Annotated in this window: 18 protein-coding genes; 2 read left to right on the top strand and 16 right to left on the bottom strand. The window is 30.4% G+C overall.

Going from position 1 to position 16,422, the window contains the following annotated elements:
* Window positions 1-23: 23 nt before the first annotated feature.
* Complete coding sequence (gene cadX / locus RYK07_RS06990) at window positions 24-362, top strand: Cd(II)/Zn(II)-sensing metalloregulatory transcriptional regulator CadX (protein WP_261037804.1); 339 nt, start codon at window positions 24-26, stop codon at window positions 360-362.
* 187 nt (window positions 363-549) lie between these two features.
* On the opposite strand, the gene RYK07_RS06985 is transcribed toward cadX, so the two are convergent.
* Both RYK07_RS06985 and RYK07_RS06980 read right to left on the bottom strand, forming a co-directional pair.
* Window positions 550-780, bottom strand: coding sequence for a hypothetical protein (locus tag RYK07_RS06985; protein ID WP_314111568.1), 231 nt, complete (start codon window positions 778-780; stop codon window positions 550-552).
* A 54-nt stretch (window positions 781-834) separates the two neighbouring features.
* Window positions 835-1,281 carry a flavodoxin gene (locus tag RYK07_RS06980; RefSeq protein WP_006703079.1) on the bottom strand — a complete coding sequence of 149 codons (447 nt, stop codon included), beginning with the start codon at window positions 1,279-1,281 and terminating at the stop codon, window positions 835-837.
* Window positions 1,282-1,476: 195 nt separating this feature from the next.
* On the opposite strand from RYK07_RS06980, the gene RYK07_RS06975 reads away from it, so the two are divergent.
* Complete coding sequence (locus RYK07_RS06975) at window positions 1,477-2,355, top strand: cation diffusion facilitator family transporter (RefSeq protein WP_314853129.1); 879 nt, start codon at window positions 1,477-1,479, stop codon at window positions 2,353-2,355.
* A 6-nt stretch (window positions 2,356-2,361) separates the two neighbouring features.
* Here RYK07_RS06975 and RYK07_RS06970 read toward each other — a convergent pair whose 3' ends face one another.
* From RYK07_RS06970 to RYK07_RS06905, 14 genes are all read right to left on the bottom strand, one after another.
* Window positions 2,362-3,348, bottom strand: a complete 987-nt coding sequence (locus RYK07_RS06970) for a LacI family DNA-binding transcriptional regulator (protein ID WP_314853128.1) — start codon at window positions 3,346-3,348, stop codon at window positions 2,362-2,364.
* A 16-nt stretch (window positions 3,349-3,364) separates the two neighbouring features.
* Window positions 3,365-4,093, bottom strand: coding sequence for a class A sortase (locus tag RYK07_RS06965; protein WP_314680225.1), 729 nt, complete (start codon window positions 4,091-4,093; stop codon window positions 3,365-3,367).
* 11 nt (window positions 4,094-4,104) lie between these two features.
* On the bottom strand, window positions 4,105-4,713 hold the full coding sequence (locus tag RYK07_RS06960) for a class I SAM-dependent methyltransferase (RefSeq protein WP_314680223.1): 609 nt from the start codon (window positions 4,711-4,713) through the stop codon (window positions 4,105-4,107).
* A gap of 292 nt (window positions 4,714-5,005) precedes the next feature.
* Complete coding sequence (locus tag RYK07_RS06955; protein WP_006703084.1) at window positions 5,006-5,275, bottom strand: GNAT family N-acetyltransferase; 270 nt, start codon at window positions 5,273-5,275, stop codon at window positions 5,006-5,008.
* Window positions 5,276-5,299: 24 nt separating this feature from the next.
* Window positions 5,300-5,734 (bottom strand): Rrf2 family transcriptional regulator, encoded by a 435-nt coding sequence (locus tag RYK07_RS06950; RefSeq protein ID WP_314853127.1) that lies wholly within the window; start codon window positions 5,732-5,734, stop codon window positions 5,300-5,302.
* A 10-nt stretch (window positions 5,735-5,744) separates the two neighbouring features.
* Window positions 5,745-7,109: an FAD-dependent oxidoreductase gene (locus RYK07_RS06945; RefSeq protein ID WP_314853125.1), complete on the bottom strand. Its 1,365-nt coding sequence runs from the start codon at window positions 7,107-7,109 to the stop codon at window positions 5,745-5,747.
* A 122-nt stretch (window positions 7,110-7,231) separates the two neighbouring features.
* Window positions 7,232-8,188 carry an HD domain-containing protein gene (locus tag RYK07_RS06940; RefSeq protein ID WP_314853124.1) on the bottom strand — a complete coding sequence of 319 codons (957 nt, stop codon included), beginning with the start codon at window positions 8,186-8,188 and terminating at the stop codon, window positions 7,232-7,234.
* Between the two features lie 15 nt (window positions 8,189-8,203).
* Window positions 8,204-10,888 carry an AAA family ATPase gene (locus RYK07_RS06935; RefSeq protein WP_314853122.1) on the bottom strand — a complete coding sequence of 895 codons (2,685 nt, stop codon included), beginning with the start codon at window positions 10,886-10,888 and terminating at the stop codon, window positions 8,204-8,206.
* The gene (locus tag RYK07_RS06930) at window positions 10,878-12,092 is read right to left on the bottom strand and encodes a DNA repair exonuclease (RefSeq protein ID WP_314853121.1); all 1,215 of its coding nucleotides are present in this window, start codon (window positions 12,090-12,092) and stop codon (window positions 10,878-10,880) included. The genes RYK07_RS06935 and RYK07_RS06930 overlap by 11 nt, the downstream gene beginning before the upstream one ends.
* Window positions 12,093-12,198: 106 nt before the next feature.
* On the bottom strand, window positions 12,199-12,537 hold the full coding sequence (locus RYK07_RS06925) for a YlbF family regulator (protein ID WP_314853119.1): 339 nt from the start codon (window positions 12,535-12,537) through the stop codon (window positions 12,199-12,201).
* A gap of 107 nt (window positions 12,538-12,644) precedes the next feature.
* Window positions 12,645-13,229, bottom strand: a complete 585-nt coding sequence (mreD, locus tag RYK07_RS06920) for a rod shape-determining protein MreD (RefSeq protein WP_314853118.1) — start codon at window positions 13,227-13,229, stop codon at window positions 12,645-12,647.
* Window positions 13,229-14,077: a rod shape-determining protein MreC gene (gene mreC, locus RYK07_RS06915; protein WP_314680204.1), complete on the bottom strand. Its 849-nt coding sequence runs from the start codon at window positions 14,075-14,077 to the stop codon at window positions 13,229-13,231. The genes mreD and mreC overlap by 1 nt, the downstream gene beginning before the upstream one ends.
* An 18-nt stretch (window positions 14,078-14,095) precedes the next feature.
* Window positions 14,096-15,127, bottom strand: a complete 1,032-nt coding sequence (locus tag RYK07_RS06910; RefSeq protein ID WP_314853116.1) for a rod shape-determining protein — start codon at window positions 15,125-15,127, stop codon at window positions 14,096-14,098.
* A gap of 103 nt (window positions 15,128-15,230) precedes the next feature.
* Window positions 15,231-15,794 carry a sigma-70 family RNA polymerase sigma factor gene (locus RYK07_RS06905; protein ID WP_314853115.1) on the bottom strand — a complete coding sequence of 188 codons (564 nt, stop codon included), beginning with the start codon at window positions 15,792-15,794 and terminating at the stop codon, window positions 15,231-15,233.
* Between the last annotated feature and the right edge of the window lie 628 nt (window positions 15,795-16,422).

Genomic DNA, 16,422 nt, shown 5'->3' with positions numbered 1-16,422 from the left:
ATATTAGGCTAGGAGAAAATATTATGAAAAAAGATAGTATCTGCCAAGTGAATGTCATAAATCAACAAAATATTACAATCGCAACGAACTACCTTGAAAAGGAAAAAGTCCAAAAATCACTTCGCATTTTAACAAAATTTACCGATAATAAACAGATAAATATCATCTTCTATCTTCTTGCTGTTGAAGAACTCTGTGTCTGTGATATAGCCTGTTTACTAAATCTCAGTATGGCATCTGCCTCCCACCATCTTCGTAAACTAGCCAATCAAAACATCTTGGATACTAGAAGAGAGGGGAAAATTATATATTATTTTATAAAAGATGAGGAAATCAGAGATTTTTTTAATCAACTAGGATAACAACTATTTTTACTACTTTTCCATGATTCTAGGGAGCTACTCTATGAAATTTTTTGATGAAAATTACTCACAATAAATACCTACTTGTATCAAATGTTTAAGAAAAAAGTATAATTTAAAGCAAAGTGACCCCAAAAGTTAGACTTTTTGGGGTCACTTCACACTTCACTATCTTGTCAACCTTTTTTTAATCCTCATCCTTAATATCAATATCTTCCGGAATCGGCTCATCTAAGTATTTTTGATATTCTTCAATCATTTTTTGACGTTGCTTAATAAAAAAGTCAAATTGTGATCGATTAATTAACACTTCATCATCTACTGTAATTGTAGAAATTTGTTTTTCACGAATTAAATATAACACATACGCAATATCAACTTCTAAATATTCCGCAATCCCTTCAATTGTTTGATACATCTTTTTCTCCATAAATAAAAGTAACAGTTCTTTTTCAAACTGTTACCTTCTCTTTTATCCTAATTTTTCTACTAAACTTTTTGCAAAAGCTTCGATATTTTTCACATCTTCTTCTTCTGCATTTAAATCTACTAATACATTTTCTGCACCTTTTGTTGCACCAGTTTTAGCAAATTGTTCATCAAAATCTAATACTGATTGACAGAATTTATCATAGAATGTATCTCCAGAACCTAATGCTCCATAAATTTTTCCTGATAAATCTTCTTCTTCTAATTCTTCATAAAAATCAACGATTTCATCTGGTAAATCACCATCTGTACCATAAGTGTAAGTTGCGACTACACAAATATCATAGTCATGAAATTCATCTGCTGTTGCTGAAGTACATTCTTTAATATCTACTTCTACTCCTTGTTCTTCTAATGATTCTGCTAAAATATCTGCAATTTCTTCTGTGTTCCCTGTTAAACTAGCATATACAATTAATGCTGTTGCCATTTACTTCACTCTCTTTCGTTTCAATTGATTTTATTATACCAAAAGAATGCCAATAGAGATAGTCAAAACAGAGGATTTCTTATTTCACTTTCACAATATTTTTCATTCTAAAAAGATTAAAAGACCTTTTCCTTTTTATTTTTTTATATATCTGATATACTCTTATAATAACTTTTACAGAATTGAGGGAATCAAATGAATGCTACTCAACGTTTAAAACAAGCTGAAAAAGGGGCAATTCTAAGTATTATCACTTACATCATTCTTTCAAGCAGCAAATTATTATTTGGAAAATTATTTTTTTCTCAAGCCTTATTTTCAGACGGATTAAATAACTTAACGGATGTTTTATCTTCAGTTCTAGTATTTGCTGGTTTAAAAATTTCTCAAAAACCTGCAGATAAAAATCACCCTTATGGTCATTGGAAATTTGAAACTCTTGCAAGTCTTATTACATCTTTTATTATGTGTATTATCGGTATAGAAGTTATTAGAAACGCTTGGTATACAATCATGAATCCAAATCCAGAACTTCCAGCCCTCATTACAGCTTTAGTAGGATTTATTTCTGGTATCATTATGTATGGAGTTTATCGTTTTAACCATTCACTGGCTAAAAAAATAAATTCCATCGGTTTAAAAGCAGCAGCAAAGGATAATTACAGTGATGCCTTGACAAGTATTTCTACTTCCATTGCCATTTTTGCAGCAAGTTTAGGAATCTCATGGTTAGATGGAGTAATGGCTTTTATTGTTGGAATGATGATTTTAAAAACTGCTTATGATGTTTTCAGCGAAAGCACTTTTCAATTAACCGATGGATTTGAACCAGAAGAAATGAAAGAATATAAACCCCTAATACTTTCCCATCCAGAAGTGAAAAGTATCGAAGAATTGAAAGCTCGTCGTTATGGTTCTAATATTTATTTAGATTTAACCGTCTGTATGGATCCAAATCTATCTGTTTGGAGAAGTCATGAAGTAACAGAAGAAATCGAAATGGAACTCTCTGAACACTTCGGAATTAATTTTGTCGATATTCATGTTGAACCATATAAAAAAGCTAGCAATTAGGATTTCCTAATTACTAGCTTTTTTTGTACTTTCTCCAAGTTTTACATGAACAGGAATGGTCGTTCTCATCTCACACGGAACTTTACGAATTAATTTATCTAAAAGTTGCATAGACACTCTTCCAGCCTCGTTAAACTGAAATTCTACAGTTGTTAATGTTGGATTCATAAATTGACCAATTTCATATCCACCAAAACCAGCAATCGCTACTTCTTCAGGTATTTTTCTACCACATTGTTGAGCAGCTTTCATAAGAGCCACTGCAATATTATCAGTTGCAGCAATTACTAAAGGATGATTCGGCTTTTGAAATAATTCTAATCCAATTGTCAATGCTTTTTGTATAGAAAAATCACCTTCAAGCTGTTCAATCGTATCAAAATGATTTGCTTTTGCCCCAGCAAAAATTCCTTCTTTTCGAACAACCCCAACGGCATGATCTCGATTAGAAACGCCTACATAGGTCATTTCGTGAAAACCTTGTTTCGCAAGAGCCTCAACTAGCTCAAATCCTGCTTGATAGTCATCATGAACCACACTATGAATCTCTTGATGCTCTTGTCCTACAATCACAACTGGAACAGGACATTTTTTTATGACTTTAATATGTTCTGAAGTTATTTCAGTCGCAATTAAAATAATTCCAGCTACTTTATTTCGAGCAAATTCTTCAATAGCTTTGATTTCTCTTTTGCTATCTTGTCTAGCATTATTCATTAATAATTCATAATTTAATTCTTCAACTACTTCATCAATTCCCATTAAAGTCTTAGCAGTTGCCGATGAATCCATTCTTGGAACAATTACTCCAATCATGGAACTTGACTTTGCCTTTAAACTTCGAGCAAATGGACTTGGCGTATAATTTTCTTCTTTAATAATTTTTTCAATTTTTTGCGCTGTTTCTAAGCTGACAGAACCACCATTTAAATATCTTGAAACAGTACTTTTAGTTACACCAGCTTTTTTCGCAATATCTTGAATTGTCGCCAATCAATCCACCCTCTCTCTATAATGTAGTAAAATCAATATTGAATGCTTGTTTTACATCCTCAGTCACATCACTAATTGGTGTTTTTGAAATGAATTTACCTTTAAAGCTATAACGATGAGAAGCTTGTAAATCATCACATGTAATTAAAGTAATCTCTGTTTTTCCAGGAACATCATAAATGACTTCTACTTGATAAGCTTCTACTAAATCAATACTTGTTGTTTCATATTCATACACATATTCCATATCTGTTAAATAAATTTTATCCCCAACTTTTAATTTAATTAATGGAGAGAACAATAATTTTTCATCTGAAAAATAGTGATGACTCGCTAACGCATAATTTCCTTCACCCATTTTTTGAGTTGGTTTCATTGTTCCAGCTCCAGCTAATAACACAGGATTAGAAATCCCTTTATAAATTGGTAAATTTAAATTCACACTTGGAACAGCAATCGCTCCTAATGTTAAAAATTTAGAAGTATCCATTTTTGCTTTTACAACTGCTTGTAAATCTAATGGCTCAACTGTTGAAAAGTCAAACTCTGCTTCTTGAGTTTCATTCTCTTTTACTTCAGCTGCTGTAACTTTAGTTAATTGTTGCGTATGCTCTTGTTGGAATTGTGCTAGCATATACGAACGAATCGGACCAGCAGCAAATAATAATCCAGCGATTATAAATAATAGTCCTGCAACCCACAATCTCCAATTTGAAATTCTTTTCTTACTATTTTTTTTCGTCATAATATTCTCCTTTAATCTTTTGTACTTACTAAAATCCAATACCCTTTATCCCATTGAATTCTTTCACAATTTCCAAATACTTCTTCCATTTTCTTTTGAGCACTTGGAGCTCCTTGTTTTTTTTGAATCACAATGACTAATTGACCATTTTCAGCTAAATAATCATATGCTTTTTCTAAAATAGTATGAACAACTATTTTTCCAGCACGAATCGGTGGATTACTAATAATAATTTCGTACTGGGATTTCTTTACAGAATCATACAAATTACTTTCATGTATATCCACATTATGAATTCCATTTTTCTTTGCATTTTCTTGTGCTAAAACTAATGCTCGTTCATTGACATCAATCATTTCGATGGATAATTCAGGATAAGCTTTTCCATAAGCAAGTCCCATCGTACCATATCCACATCCAATATCCAATAAACTTGCTTTTTGAAACTGCTCCGGAATATCATAAGATTCTACTAATAATTCACTACCAAAATCAACGGTATTTTTTGAGAAAACTCCATTATCACTTGTAAAAGAAAGAGTGTTTCCTTTCAAGCGATATGTCCAATGCTTTTGTTGACTAATGCTTTCTGGATTTTTTGTATAATAATGATTTGCCATAATTTCTCCTTTATTCCCTATAATAAATAACTATACTATTTCTTTTCAAAACTTCCAACACTTATGATTAAAATTTAATTATTCCCTAACGATTTTTACAACCAAAAAACCCGTTGCTATTTCTAACAACGGGAAAAGGTTAGGAGGGTTTACTAATAAAAAATGTTGGGAGTTCATTTTTTATTTGGGAGAAGTAAACCTTAGGTGTTTTATTGGGTATGGCTGTATCATAAAGGTAAAATGTGAATTTTTTGTGAATTATTCGTGATACTTTTATGAATTTTAACTTTTTTTATATTTTCACATCACTATATTCGTCATATTTTTTAAATAAATTAACGACATATGAACATGTTGGATGGATTTTCTTCTGATTTTCCCTTGCATAATCCGCTAATTTATCGACTAGTAATTTTCCAATTCCTTGTCCTCGATAAGTTGGATCTACAAAAGTATGATCAGCAATCAATACATCTTTTTCAACTTGAAATGTAATTTCAGCATCCACTTCACCTACTGCATTATAATGTCTAAATGCATTTTCTTCTTTTACAAATTCCATTAAACTCACTCCTTCAATCTAATCCTAAACTTCGACTTTTTCAGACTTTTTTTGCAATCGTTGTACAATATCGAATATACTCTGTTTTTGATAAAAATCTATTTGATTTTGAATTTGTTTATCCTGCAAATCAGAAAAGACACTACAAATATGATTCGCTACAAGACAAACTTCATCCAGAGAAGATTGATACTGTTTCTTTAATCGTTGATCTTCACCAACGAGTATAAATAAATCCCCTAGTGAAATATCTTTTGGATCTACTTGAATTTTATATCCCCCATTAGCTCCATTAACAACATCAACATATCCTTTAGAAGAAGCTAAACTCATTACTTTTCGCACAATAACAGGATTGCTACATGCATTATGCGCTAATTGTTGGCTAGAGAATCTTCTATCACAATGAACAGATAAATACGTTAAACAATGGATGATTACTATAAAGTCGTTTCCCATTTTGATTCCTCTATTTGATTAATCCAAATACATCATTTAATGCTTCTGCCATTGTTGGGTGAGTAAAGATTTGATCACGTAAAGCTGTATAAGGTAATTTCGCTTTAATAGCAGTTGCAATGATATTAATTACTTCATGAGATTCTTCTGCAAATAATGTTGCACCAACAATTTCATTTGTTTGTTCATGTACTAAAACTTTATAGAATCCAACTTGGTTTCCTAAAATTTTTGCTTTTGGAACAGCAGCCATTGGTAATTTAGCAACTTTCACAGGAATTCCTGCTGCTTGAGCTGCTTTTTCATTTAAACCAACACTTGATAATGTAGGGCTAATAAATGTTGAAGTTGGAATTAATGAACGTTCTTTAGTTGAATATTCTTTATTTCCTGCTAAGAAGTTTTTCACGATTCTGAAGTCATCTAATGAAATAAATGTGAATTGAGGTCCACCATTTACATCACCTAATGCAAAGATATGTGGTTTATTTGTTTGTAAAAATTCATTTACTTTAATAGCACCACGTTCAGATAATTCAACACCAGCTTTTTCAAAGTCTAAGCCTTGGATATTTGGTTTTCTACCAGTTGCTACTAAAACTGCATCTGCAACAAGTACTTTTTCTTCATCATTTTTAGCATAGTAAACTGTTGCTTTGTTATCTTCTGTTTCAACTTTTTTAACAGAAATTCCTAATTCAAAAGTAACGCCCATTTCTTCTAAACGTTCTTTAACCGCTGCTGAAACATCATCATCTTCACGAGGAATAAATGCATCGAATACATCTACAACTGTTACTTTTGAACCGAATTGTGCATATGTTGCTGCAAATTCTAATCCGATAAATCCACTACCAACAATCACAACTGATTCTGGGAATTCTTCTAAATCCATAATTGTTTCATTTGTGTGAATTGGTCCTCCAACTTTTAATCCTTCGATTGGTGGGATAAATGGAGTACCACCTGTATTAATAAAGATTCTTTCTGCAACATATTCTTCTACACCATTTGCAGTATCCACAGCAACTGTATGTTCATCTACAAAACGACCAAATCCATCTACAATTGTTACATTTGGAGCTGAATTAACTTTTTGATAGTTTGCTTGATTTAATGCTGCAATTAAAGCTTTTTTCTCTTGAATTGATTTTTGATAATAACTTGCTGCATCTTCTTGGCTATATTTTTTACGAGCAGCTGCAGTTGCAATTTTTTTAGTTGGAATACATCCAACATTAATACATGTACCACCATACATTACAGGAGATTTTTCAATTAAGACTGTTTCTTCTCCTTGTGTTCCTAAGTAAGCAGCAATTGTTTTACCTGCTTTACCAAACCCAATAATAATATTTTTAACGTTTTTTGACATATGAATCACCTTTCTTTAAATGTAATAATTTTGATTACAGTTAGTATCATATACCTCTTTTATAATTTTGTAAATAGTTTTGCTCAAAAAAAATAAAAGTCTGATAAACAGACTTTTATTTTCTACTCTACAGTACGTGGTTTATAAAATGTTCGATTGTCCAGACCAAAAATTCGTTCACTAAATTGTCCTGGTTCTGTCTTTTGTAAAGCTGATGTAATCATTGTGACACTTGCATCCATTAAGTCAACATGATGTAAAATCTCTGCCTCTAATAATAATGGACGAACTGGCGAACCATATTCTAATTTACCATGGTGTGCTAATACTAAATGTTTTAATAAGACAACATCTTCATGGCTTTGATCAATATCTAATTCTTCGCAGGCTTTTGTAATTTCTTCATCCATTAACACAATATGACCCATTAATTTTCCTTTAAGTGTATATTCAGTCCCAATAGCTCCTGATAATTCAATAATCTTGCCAATATCATGTAATAGAACACCCGATAATAACAATGAACGGTTTACTTCTGGATATTGTTCTGCAATTGCTTTTGCTAAACGTAACATTGATAATGTATGATAACTTAATCCACCAGCAAAAGCATGATGGTGTCGTTTAGCCGCAGGGTATTCAAAGAAATCTTGTTGATACTTCCCTAAAATTTTATGCACAATTCTTCTCATGACTGGATTAATGATTTCAAACAGAATAGAATTTAACTCTTCTTCCATTTCTTCTCTTTTCATAGGAGCATGCTCTAAGAAATCTGAAACTTCACTTGGTTCCCCAAATTCTGGTCTTGCTAAACGTAGTCCTGTAATTTTAATTTGAGGCATTCCATTAAAAATTTCTCTTTTTCCAACTAAATGAACAATACTTCCTGATGAGAAGCGTTCAATTTCTTCAGGTGTTGCAGACCAGTATTTTCCATCCATTTGTCCAGACTTATCTTGGAATGTAAAAGCTAAAAAAGGTTTCCCATTTTTGGCTAATCTCACATCAGCTGTTTTTATTAATAAAAACAATTCTAATGCTTCATCTACTGCATAATCATATAATTTTTTTACCATGAATTCCTCTTCTTTCTATCTTTGTAGCCTAATGAGGCTAGCAGGTGTTTCAGCAATCGTAAAAGGTTCATCATCTAATGAAAAATAGATTACTTGTAATTTACTTGAAAGCTCTTTAATTAATTGTAACATAATCTGTTTACGTTCACTATCAAAATTAACAAAACCATCATCGATTAATAGAGGTAATGCTATTTTGGAAGAAAGATTTTCAATAAATGCTAAACGAATACTGACTAATAATTGATCTAATGTACCTCTAGACAATTCACTAGCAAATAACCATTTTTCATCCTTATTTTTTACAACAACTTTCATATTCTGAATACGAATTTCTTGATATCTGCCTTGGGTTAATCGATTGAAGTAACGACTAGCATCCTCTATGACTTCATTAGTTTGTGATGGTAACTGTTTTTGTAAACTTTCTAAAATCCATTTTGAAGCGTATAAACAACTCGCCCATTCAACTAATTGTTCTTCAACTTCTGCCTTCCACAATTCAAATTCAATCAGTTGTTCATGATAAGTTCCATCTGTTACTAATTGTTGAATTTGTTGTAATTTTTGTGCTTGTTCTTCTATTAAAGATTGATTTTTTTGAAGAAGCTTTAACAATGAGTGATGTGAACTCTCCATTCTTTGTTCCAATTCTTCTTTACTTTGTATTGCTTCCAATTCTTCTAAATAATCTTGTAATTGTTGCTTTAGCTGAGTATATTCTTGAATCAACAGTCGATTTCTTTCATATGTTTCATCTTTTTGATAAAATTCTTCTACATTTTGAACATTTGCTTTCTTTAATATCGATATCTTTTGATTTTCTAATAATTGCTTATCACTATACAATTGTTGGATTTGCTCTTGTAATTTTAACCCTTCATTCATTTGAAACATTTCTTTCTGATAAGAATTGTGAACTTCTTGAATGATTTTCTTCAACACTTTCCATTCTAATTCAATTGTATTTGGAATAGTTTCTTTTTTCACTTCAAAAACCCATTGCCAGGTCATCTGTAATTGAGTTAATTCTTTTTCAATTTTTTGAAGTATTACTTCTTTTATTTGTCTTTGTTCAACAAAGTATCTAAGAGATTTTAATACATCTCCTTGGCAAAGTTGTTCTACTGAAATGTTAGAATTAGTATAGCCATATTTATTTTTCCAACTAAATAATTCCTGAGCAATTTTTTCAAGTTTTTCTTTATTATTTTTACTTTGTAAAGTATACTTCACTAATTCATCAGTAATTTCTTCTAATCTTGCTGAAAAATACTCATGAAACTGACTAATATGAACATATTTATTTTTATATATCCAACTAGATAAACCAATCGAAATTCCAATAACCACACCAAGAGCTTTAAACAGTGGATTTGATAATAGTAAAAGAGATACAAAACTAATCACTACTCCACTAAACCTTAATAGTCCAATAATATTAAATCGATTATCTTTTGAATGTTGTTTTTTAGAATGACTATTGATTTTTTCTTTTTCCTCTTTTAGTCGATTCATTTTAGTATCTAATTCTTTTTCTTCAAATTGTAACGTTCTTTGCTGTTCAATTTTTTCTTTTAACTGTTCAATTTCATATTTTGAGATTTCCAAAGGAATATTTTCATGATGAATATTCCATAGTTCTTCTTCCTCTAGAATATTTTGTTTTAATTCATCTAATTCTACTTTTAGTTTTTTTCTAAGTAGTATCTTTTCTTCTATTTCATCTTCCATCAAAGAAATATTCAATAATTGAGACCATCTTGGATCTTCCTTTAGTAGCTGTTCACTTTGATGTCTTTGTTTCCATAGCTGATACTCATGTTGCAATTCATGAATTTGTTGTTCATTCCATTCAGAATCTAATTGATTTCTTTCTAATTCAAACTTCCATTCAGAATTCCAACTTTTTTCCTGATTTAAATTAATGTTATTTCTTAATTCTTTCCATCTTTCATAACTGCGCCAATGAGACTGTAATAATTGAAGTTTTCTTTCTTCTTCCTGATTATTTTGAATCATTAGCGAATGTCTTTGAATTTCTTGCTTAATCTCTTCAGATTTTTGAAGTGTCTCTTCATAAACATCATTATTTTTTGCTAATTCTTCTATTTTAACCATTTGTAAATCTAATTGATGTAATTGCTGATTAATGACTCTTTTAACAGCTTTAGGAGTAAAGATAGCGTCTGCTTGTTTTTGTAATCTTGTTGACAATTTCATCCATTCTTCGCTACCGGTTAAGCTAACACTATAGAGAAATTGATCCATTTCCTCCATTGAAGAAAATTGAAATTGGTCTAATTGTTCTTTATTAAATCCAAAAACTTGTGCATATTGTTTTTCATCCATTTGAAAAAGCAATTGTTGCCATCTATCTTCGGATAAACTTTTCCCTGAAGTCGTTTCACATTTAAAACATTGCTTACCATTTTTGATATATCTTTCTATGAAAAGAGAGCCTTCTAAAGTTTCATCTAACCAAATTCGTCCTCCCATAATCCCCCCATTTTGAGGTTCATAAGAGTATTTACCAGAAACTTTCTTTGGAAAACCAAATAAGACATGTTGAATAAAAGAACGTAAAGTCGATTTCCCAGATTCATTTTTCCCTTGAAATATTTGTAATTGATGATGAAAATCCATTCGTACTTTTGACCATTTTCCATACCCAAAAATTTCAACTCTATTAATATACATTTTCATCACCTACTTCCATATTTGTTTCAATTAAAACTTTCGCTCTTTGAACCATTTTATGTTGAAATGCTTCACTACTCATTTCTTTGGAAAAATATTTTGCCAATAGAGTATGTTGCATAGCAATATTTTGAATATCTTGAAGTCGATTTAGATGACTTTCCTCATCCTCCAATAATTCAATGCTTAGTTGATTATTTCTTTTTAACTTCCTAAATTCGACATCCATTTCTATCAAATATAATTTTTCATATTTTTTTGAAATTTCCTTTTGGAGTAAGTCTTCGATTAATTTCAACCATGTTTGATTAAAGCCTCTATCCACAATTAAAACAAATTTTAACAAATAAGTTTTATCATCATTCCATTTTTGAATTAAAATTTCTCTATAGAGCTGTGATACGATTTGTTCTATAGAATGAACTTCTTCCACTAAAAATTCTATTTCCACCCATTCAATTGGATTACAAGAAACAAATTGTCTATTCATCGGTAGATTTTTATTTAAAGTAATGACATAAAAACCTTTTTCACCCATTTCCTTAAAGCTCCGTCCTTGAATCGTACCAGAGTATGCAATTTTACCATAAGAATCTAAATCCATAGCACGATGAATATGACCTAAAGCCCAATAATCATAATGAAGCTTTTCTAAATCACTAACTTTAAATGGCGCATATGCTGTAGATGAATCAGATGCTGTACGAGTTTGACCATGGTACATTCCAAGATGATAATCCACTAATGAATTTCTTAACGGAAAATGCATTGCCATTGACTCTGTTATCCATCTTGTATCATAACTAAATCCACTAATAGCTACACTTTCTCCTGAGGAGGTTTTCAATATTTCTGTTGAAACTTCCTCTTTAAACACTTTTACCCAGTCATTATTCCAATCTTCAGTAAATCGCCCATAATCATGATTTCCATGAATCAAGTAAGTATAAATACCTGCTTGAGCTAATCGTTGAAATTGTTCTTTTAAAAAAATTTTTTCTTGAATATGTTGATGACTAGAATCAAAAATATCTCCTGAAATTAACACAAAATCAACATGATATTCAATCGCTGTATTAATTAAAGTTAAAAAGGCTTTTTTAGTAGCTTCTATTGCTTGAAATGCAATCGTACTATTTTTTTGTTGTAGTCCAGTGAAAGGACTTCCTAAATGTATATCGGCACAATGAATAAAGCGAATCATAAAAACTCCTTATCTGTAAAAAAATAAAACGATCTATTCACTTCTAGTCCATTATGAATTTTATTTCATAGGCTAAAAATCAATAAGACCGTTTCGATCAATGTAATTATTGATATAATTCTTGTAATGAAGTTGTTAAAATGCGGTTAATATCTTGCATTACTGTATTTAAACGTTGTTCTGCTTGCATTAATGTTTGAATTGCTTCATTAGAACTTGCTTTTTGATATAAATCATTTGCATAAGTTGAATCTTCTTCAGTCAATTCTTCACCATTCACTTGTTTTTGTAGGAATTTTGCATTCATTTCACGGAACTCTTCAAATAAAGCTTTTGCTTCTTCAGATTGTTGTACTGCTTCAAAAGCCTCTTTTACTGCAGTAAACTCTTCTGATTGACGAAGTTCACGTTCTAATTGATTTGCTGTATCGTAAAAATTGCTCATCATTATACCTCCTTCTTTTATGTTATTATAACATATCTTTTATTATTTCTTCTACTTTTTTCGCACATACGTTCGTACACAAAAAGCCGGCATGAACCGGCTTCATTTTAACGATAATGATATGAATTCCCTTGATTTCTACAAGCTGCTCGTAAAGAAATCTTTTCATGAGAAATCCCTGATTGCACCCATAATGCAAAATTTTTCAATGGAATATACAATAAGTAATACAAAACAATATTTAATATTAAACTAGCTCCTAATCGTTGAACTAAAAATTGTTGTACTGTAAGATGCTGAATACCAATTAATGAAAATATCACATAAACACCTGTTTCAGTAATCGTTAGTAAAAAAATTAATGCTAATCCTAGTGTGAATGGATTAATACTAATTTTTCCTCTAATATGTCCAATCAATCGAACAATAAGAGCAAAAATCGCCATATAAATTCCTAATATACCAGAATAATAACTATCGTACATAAAACCAACTAATATCGCAAACCAAAACATACTTGAATGATCAATGATAAAAGTAAATAATACTAACGTTATAACAACAATTCTTGGAACAAGAGTATATCCTGATTCCATCAGAAATGCTGAAAAATGATTCATCATCACTCCATCAATTAAGAAAGCAATAATCATCAAAATCGGTAACCAATAAATACGTTTCGAAGTATGCATTATTCAGTCCTACTTTCACTTGTTCGTTTCACCACTGTTACATAACGAACATCATTTGTATCCGCTGCTGGTTTAATACGAACTTCTTTATAAAGTCCAAAACGATCCATCGCTACTTCTTCAACTGTACCAATATATAATGAGCTTGGAGATACGCCTCCTAAACCGGATGTAACAACTTTATCTCCCACTTTAATTTCTTGAGTTGCTTGAATTTGACTCATAATTAAAATATTTTTTTCATGGTCAAATCCTGTTAATGTTCCATAAATGGATTCTTTTTCTCCTTGAATCATCGCAGCAACACGAACTAAAGTATTATCATTATTCGATAACAAAGCAACTCTAGCACTTGTAGGATTCACATCTAATACTTTACCTACTAATCCGTTATCACTCATAACTGACATTTGAGGTGTTAAGCCATCATTTGCTCCTTTATTAATCGTAACAATATCTCTCCAAGTATCTGGATTTCTTGCAATAACTGTTGCATTAATTAAAGTATAGTCGTTTAAAGTATCTTGCAACTTCAACGCTTCCTTCATTTTTTCATTATCTTTTTTTAAGTCATTTAATTGAACTTCTAATTCATAGATTGTTTCTACTTTTTGTTTTAAGGTCTGATTTTCTTGATAAGTATTTGTTAAATTAGAAATACTTTCCATAAAATCATTGACACTATTGGCAGGATACGCAAGCATTCTTCCTAAAATATTCGTCACATCATTGACACCTTGCGAAACGATATTACTACCAACAGTGAGTGAAAAGGTAATTAATAATAGTGTTACAATTCCACCTAAAACCCAACCAATTAATTTCTTGTTCGAAAATATTGGATTCACTGTTCAGTCTCCTTTTCATTATTTTTTCATTAATAATGGATTTGCTAAAATTTTTCCAGTTCCTAACGCAACACAATCCAAAGGATCATTTGCCACAAAGGCAGGAACTTGTGTATAATCAGAAATAACTTCTGCTAGATTTCTTAACAATGCTCCACCACCTGTTAATACGATACCATGATCAATCACATCAGATGCAATTTCTGGTGGTGTTTGTTCAAGAACATCTCTTACGGCATCAATAATTTGCGTAATAATTTCACTCATTGCTTCTGCAATTTCCACAGCTTCCACTTCGATAATTCTTGGCAAGCCAGAAACCATATCACGTCCACGCACTTGCATACTTCCATAAGCAGAAGATTTTTCTACTGAAGCAGAACCTAATTGAATTTTTAAATCTTCAGCAGTTCTTTCCCCAATTAATAAATTATATTTTTTACGAACATGTAATACAATAGCTTCATTTAATTCATCGCCACCAATACGGATAGATTGACTATTCACAATTCCACCTAATGAAATTGTTGCTACATCAGTCGTTCCACCACCAATATCGACAATCATACTACCAGTTGGATCTTGTACAGGTAAACCTGCTCCAACAGCTGCTGCAAATGGCTCTTCAACTACATAAGCTTCTTTAGCACCAGCATATTTAGTAGCATCTAATACTGCTCTTTTTTCAACATCCGTAATTCCGCTTGGAACACATATCATTACAATCGGTTTAAAGAAAGAACGACCTACAATTGATTGTACAAAATATTTTAACATTGCTGTTGTTGTATTATAATCTGCAATTACACCATCTTTCATTGGTCTAACTGCTACAATATTTTCTGGTGTTCGCCCAATCATATCAAATGCATTTTGACCGACAGCGATAATTTCTTCCGTAACTATATTTTTTGCGACTACAGATGGTTCACGTGTCACAATACCTTCATTTTCAAGATAAACAATCGTATTAGCAGTTCCTAAATCAATACCAATATTTTGTGCTCTTAAACTTAATGCAACCACAAACGGTCCTCCTTTTCGTGTCATTCTCGACACCTAATATACCTTATATAGTATATCATACAATAGGCTAATAATAAATATTAGTCCTCTTGTTAGAATGGAGAAAGTTGCAATACATTTATCCTTTTTAATAAGCTTTATCTTTATGAATTGATTCATAAAAGAGTTTAAATTTTTTATGACAACGATGAAAAGCACTTTTTATAGCCGCAACAGATTTATTAGATTTTTCTGCTATTTCTTCAAAAGAATATCCACTTGTATAAAAATAAAATACTGCTTTTTCAAATGCTGATAATGAATCCCAATACCTAGGCATTTCTTCTCTTAATAAAAATTCTTCTTCAACAGAAAGATGATGTTTAAGATTAGATATATCATATTTACATATATATTTCTCTGGAATAACACTTTCACGATGTTCACGACGAACTAATTGTATCGCATAGTTTTTTAAAGATTTTCTATAATATGCAAGAAATGATTTACCTTTTTGAAAATCAAATTTTTGTGCTGCATAGAAGAGTAAAAAACTAGCTTCTTGAATAAAGTCTTCTAATTCAACACAATAATAGAAATGACGGTAATACATCATATGCATTAAAGGTTTAATTTTATTCTCTAATAAAACAAAAGCTTCTTCATCTTCTCCATTTTGAATTTTAATTACTAATTTCTCGATGCTACACATATTTACCCCTCCTAAATTTTATTCACCTTTATTATAGAACAAACAACTAGAGTATCAAGATTATTTCTTGAATTTTAAAGAAAATTTATTATGAAAGTTTTCGAAATATTATTCATAAAGAATAAATCCGAATTCCTTGTTTTTGTTTCATATTTTCTTTTCAAAATTTTACTTTTTTATTGTTAACAAAAAAAGTTGTTAGAAAAAATTGAAATTTAAACTTCTATTATATTTATTCCATAAAATAAAAAAAGCATACATTAAAAATATTTAAATTTTATTTAAATTTATAATACTAACCTCTTAATAATTTTAAATTCATTAAATTTCACAAACTTTTTACATCTAAAACTATTAATTAAAGAAAAAAACTCAAAAATAGAATAAAAAATTTAATACTATATTCGTTAATAAAAATAAATTGTTTATAAATTCGGAAAAAAAGCGTTTTTTATATAATTTTAACAATCTCCCGCTTATTAGTATAAAGAAAAACTGCTTAAAGAAATCATAAAATTTCTCTAAACAGTTTACTAATTTATATCTATATATTATTCAATCACTTCGTAGATTGCTTCTTTATTCCAACGAACTTTAGGAGTAATTTCTTGATCACGATAGCCAAAAC

This window comes from uncultured Granulicatella sp. (genome assembly GCF_963528315.1).
In the GTDB taxonomy this organism is placed as follows: Bacteria; Bacillota; Bacilli; order Lactobacillales; family Aerococcaceae; genus Granulicatella.
The sequence above is the reverse complement of the archived record's forward strand: the minus strand, read 5'-3'. Positions and strand labels throughout refer to the sequence as shown.

Coding starts and splice junctions, on each gene's coding strand:
- RYK07_RS06965 (WP_314680225.1), bottom strand. CDS start 4,093: ATGACGAAAAAAAATAGTAAGAAAAGAATTTCAAATTGGAGATTGTGG.
- mreD (WP_314853118.1), bottom strand. CDS start 13,229: ATGCATACTTCGAAACGTATTTATTGGTTACCGATTTTGATGATTATT.
- RYK07_RS06955 (WP_006703084.1), bottom strand. CDS start 5,275: ATGGAATTTGTAAAAGAAGAAAATGCATTTAGACATTATAATGCAGTA.
- RYK07_RS06950 (WP_314853127.1), bottom strand. CDS start 5,734: ATGGGAAACGACTTTATAGTAATCATCCATTGTTTAACGTATTTATCT.
- RYK07_RS06945 (WP_314853125.1), bottom strand. CDS start 7,109: ATGTCAAAAAACGTTAAAAATATTATTATTGGGTTTGGTAAAGCAGGT.
- cadX (WP_261037804.1), top strand. CDS start 24: ATGAAAAAAGATAGTATCTGCCAAGTGAATGTCATAAATCAACAAAAT.
- RYK07_RS06985 (WP_314111568.1), bottom strand. CDS start 780: ATGTATCAAACAATTGAAGGGATTGCGGAATATTTAGAAGTTGATATT.
- RYK07_RS06935 (WP_314853122.1), bottom strand. CDS start 10,888: ATGTATATTAATAGAGTTGAAATTTTTGGGTATGGAAAATGGTCAAAA.
- RYK07_RS06925 (WP_314853119.1), bottom strand. CDS start 12,537: ATGAGCAATTTTTACGATACAGCAAATCAATTAGAACGTGAACTTCGT.
- RYK07_RS06975 (WP_314853129.1), top strand. CDS start 1,477: ATGAATGCTACTCAACGTTTAAAACAAGCTGAAAAAGGGGCAATTCTA.
- RYK07_RS06910 (WP_314853116.1), bottom strand. CDS start 15,127: ATGACACGAAAAGGAGGACCGTTTGTGGTTGCATTAAGTTTAAGAGCA.
- RYK07_RS06905 (WP_314853115.1), bottom strand. CDS start 15,794: ATGTGTAGCATCGAGAAATTAGTAATTAAAATTCAAAATGGAGAAGAT.
- RYK07_RS06940 (WP_314853124.1), bottom strand. CDS start 8,188: ATGGTAAAAAAATTATATGATTATGCAGTAGATGAAGCATTAGAATTG.
- RYK07_RS06930 (WP_314853121.1), bottom strand. CDS start 12,092: ATGATTCGCTTTATTCATTGTGCCGATATACATTTAGGAAGTCCTTTC.
- RYK07_RS06980 (WP_006703079.1), bottom strand. CDS start 1,281: ATGGCAACAGCATTAATTGTATATGCTAGTTTAACAGGGAACACAGAA.
- RYK07_RS06960 (WP_314680223.1), bottom strand. CDS start 4,713: ATGGCAAATCATTATTATACAAAAAATCCAGAAAGCATTAGTCAACAA.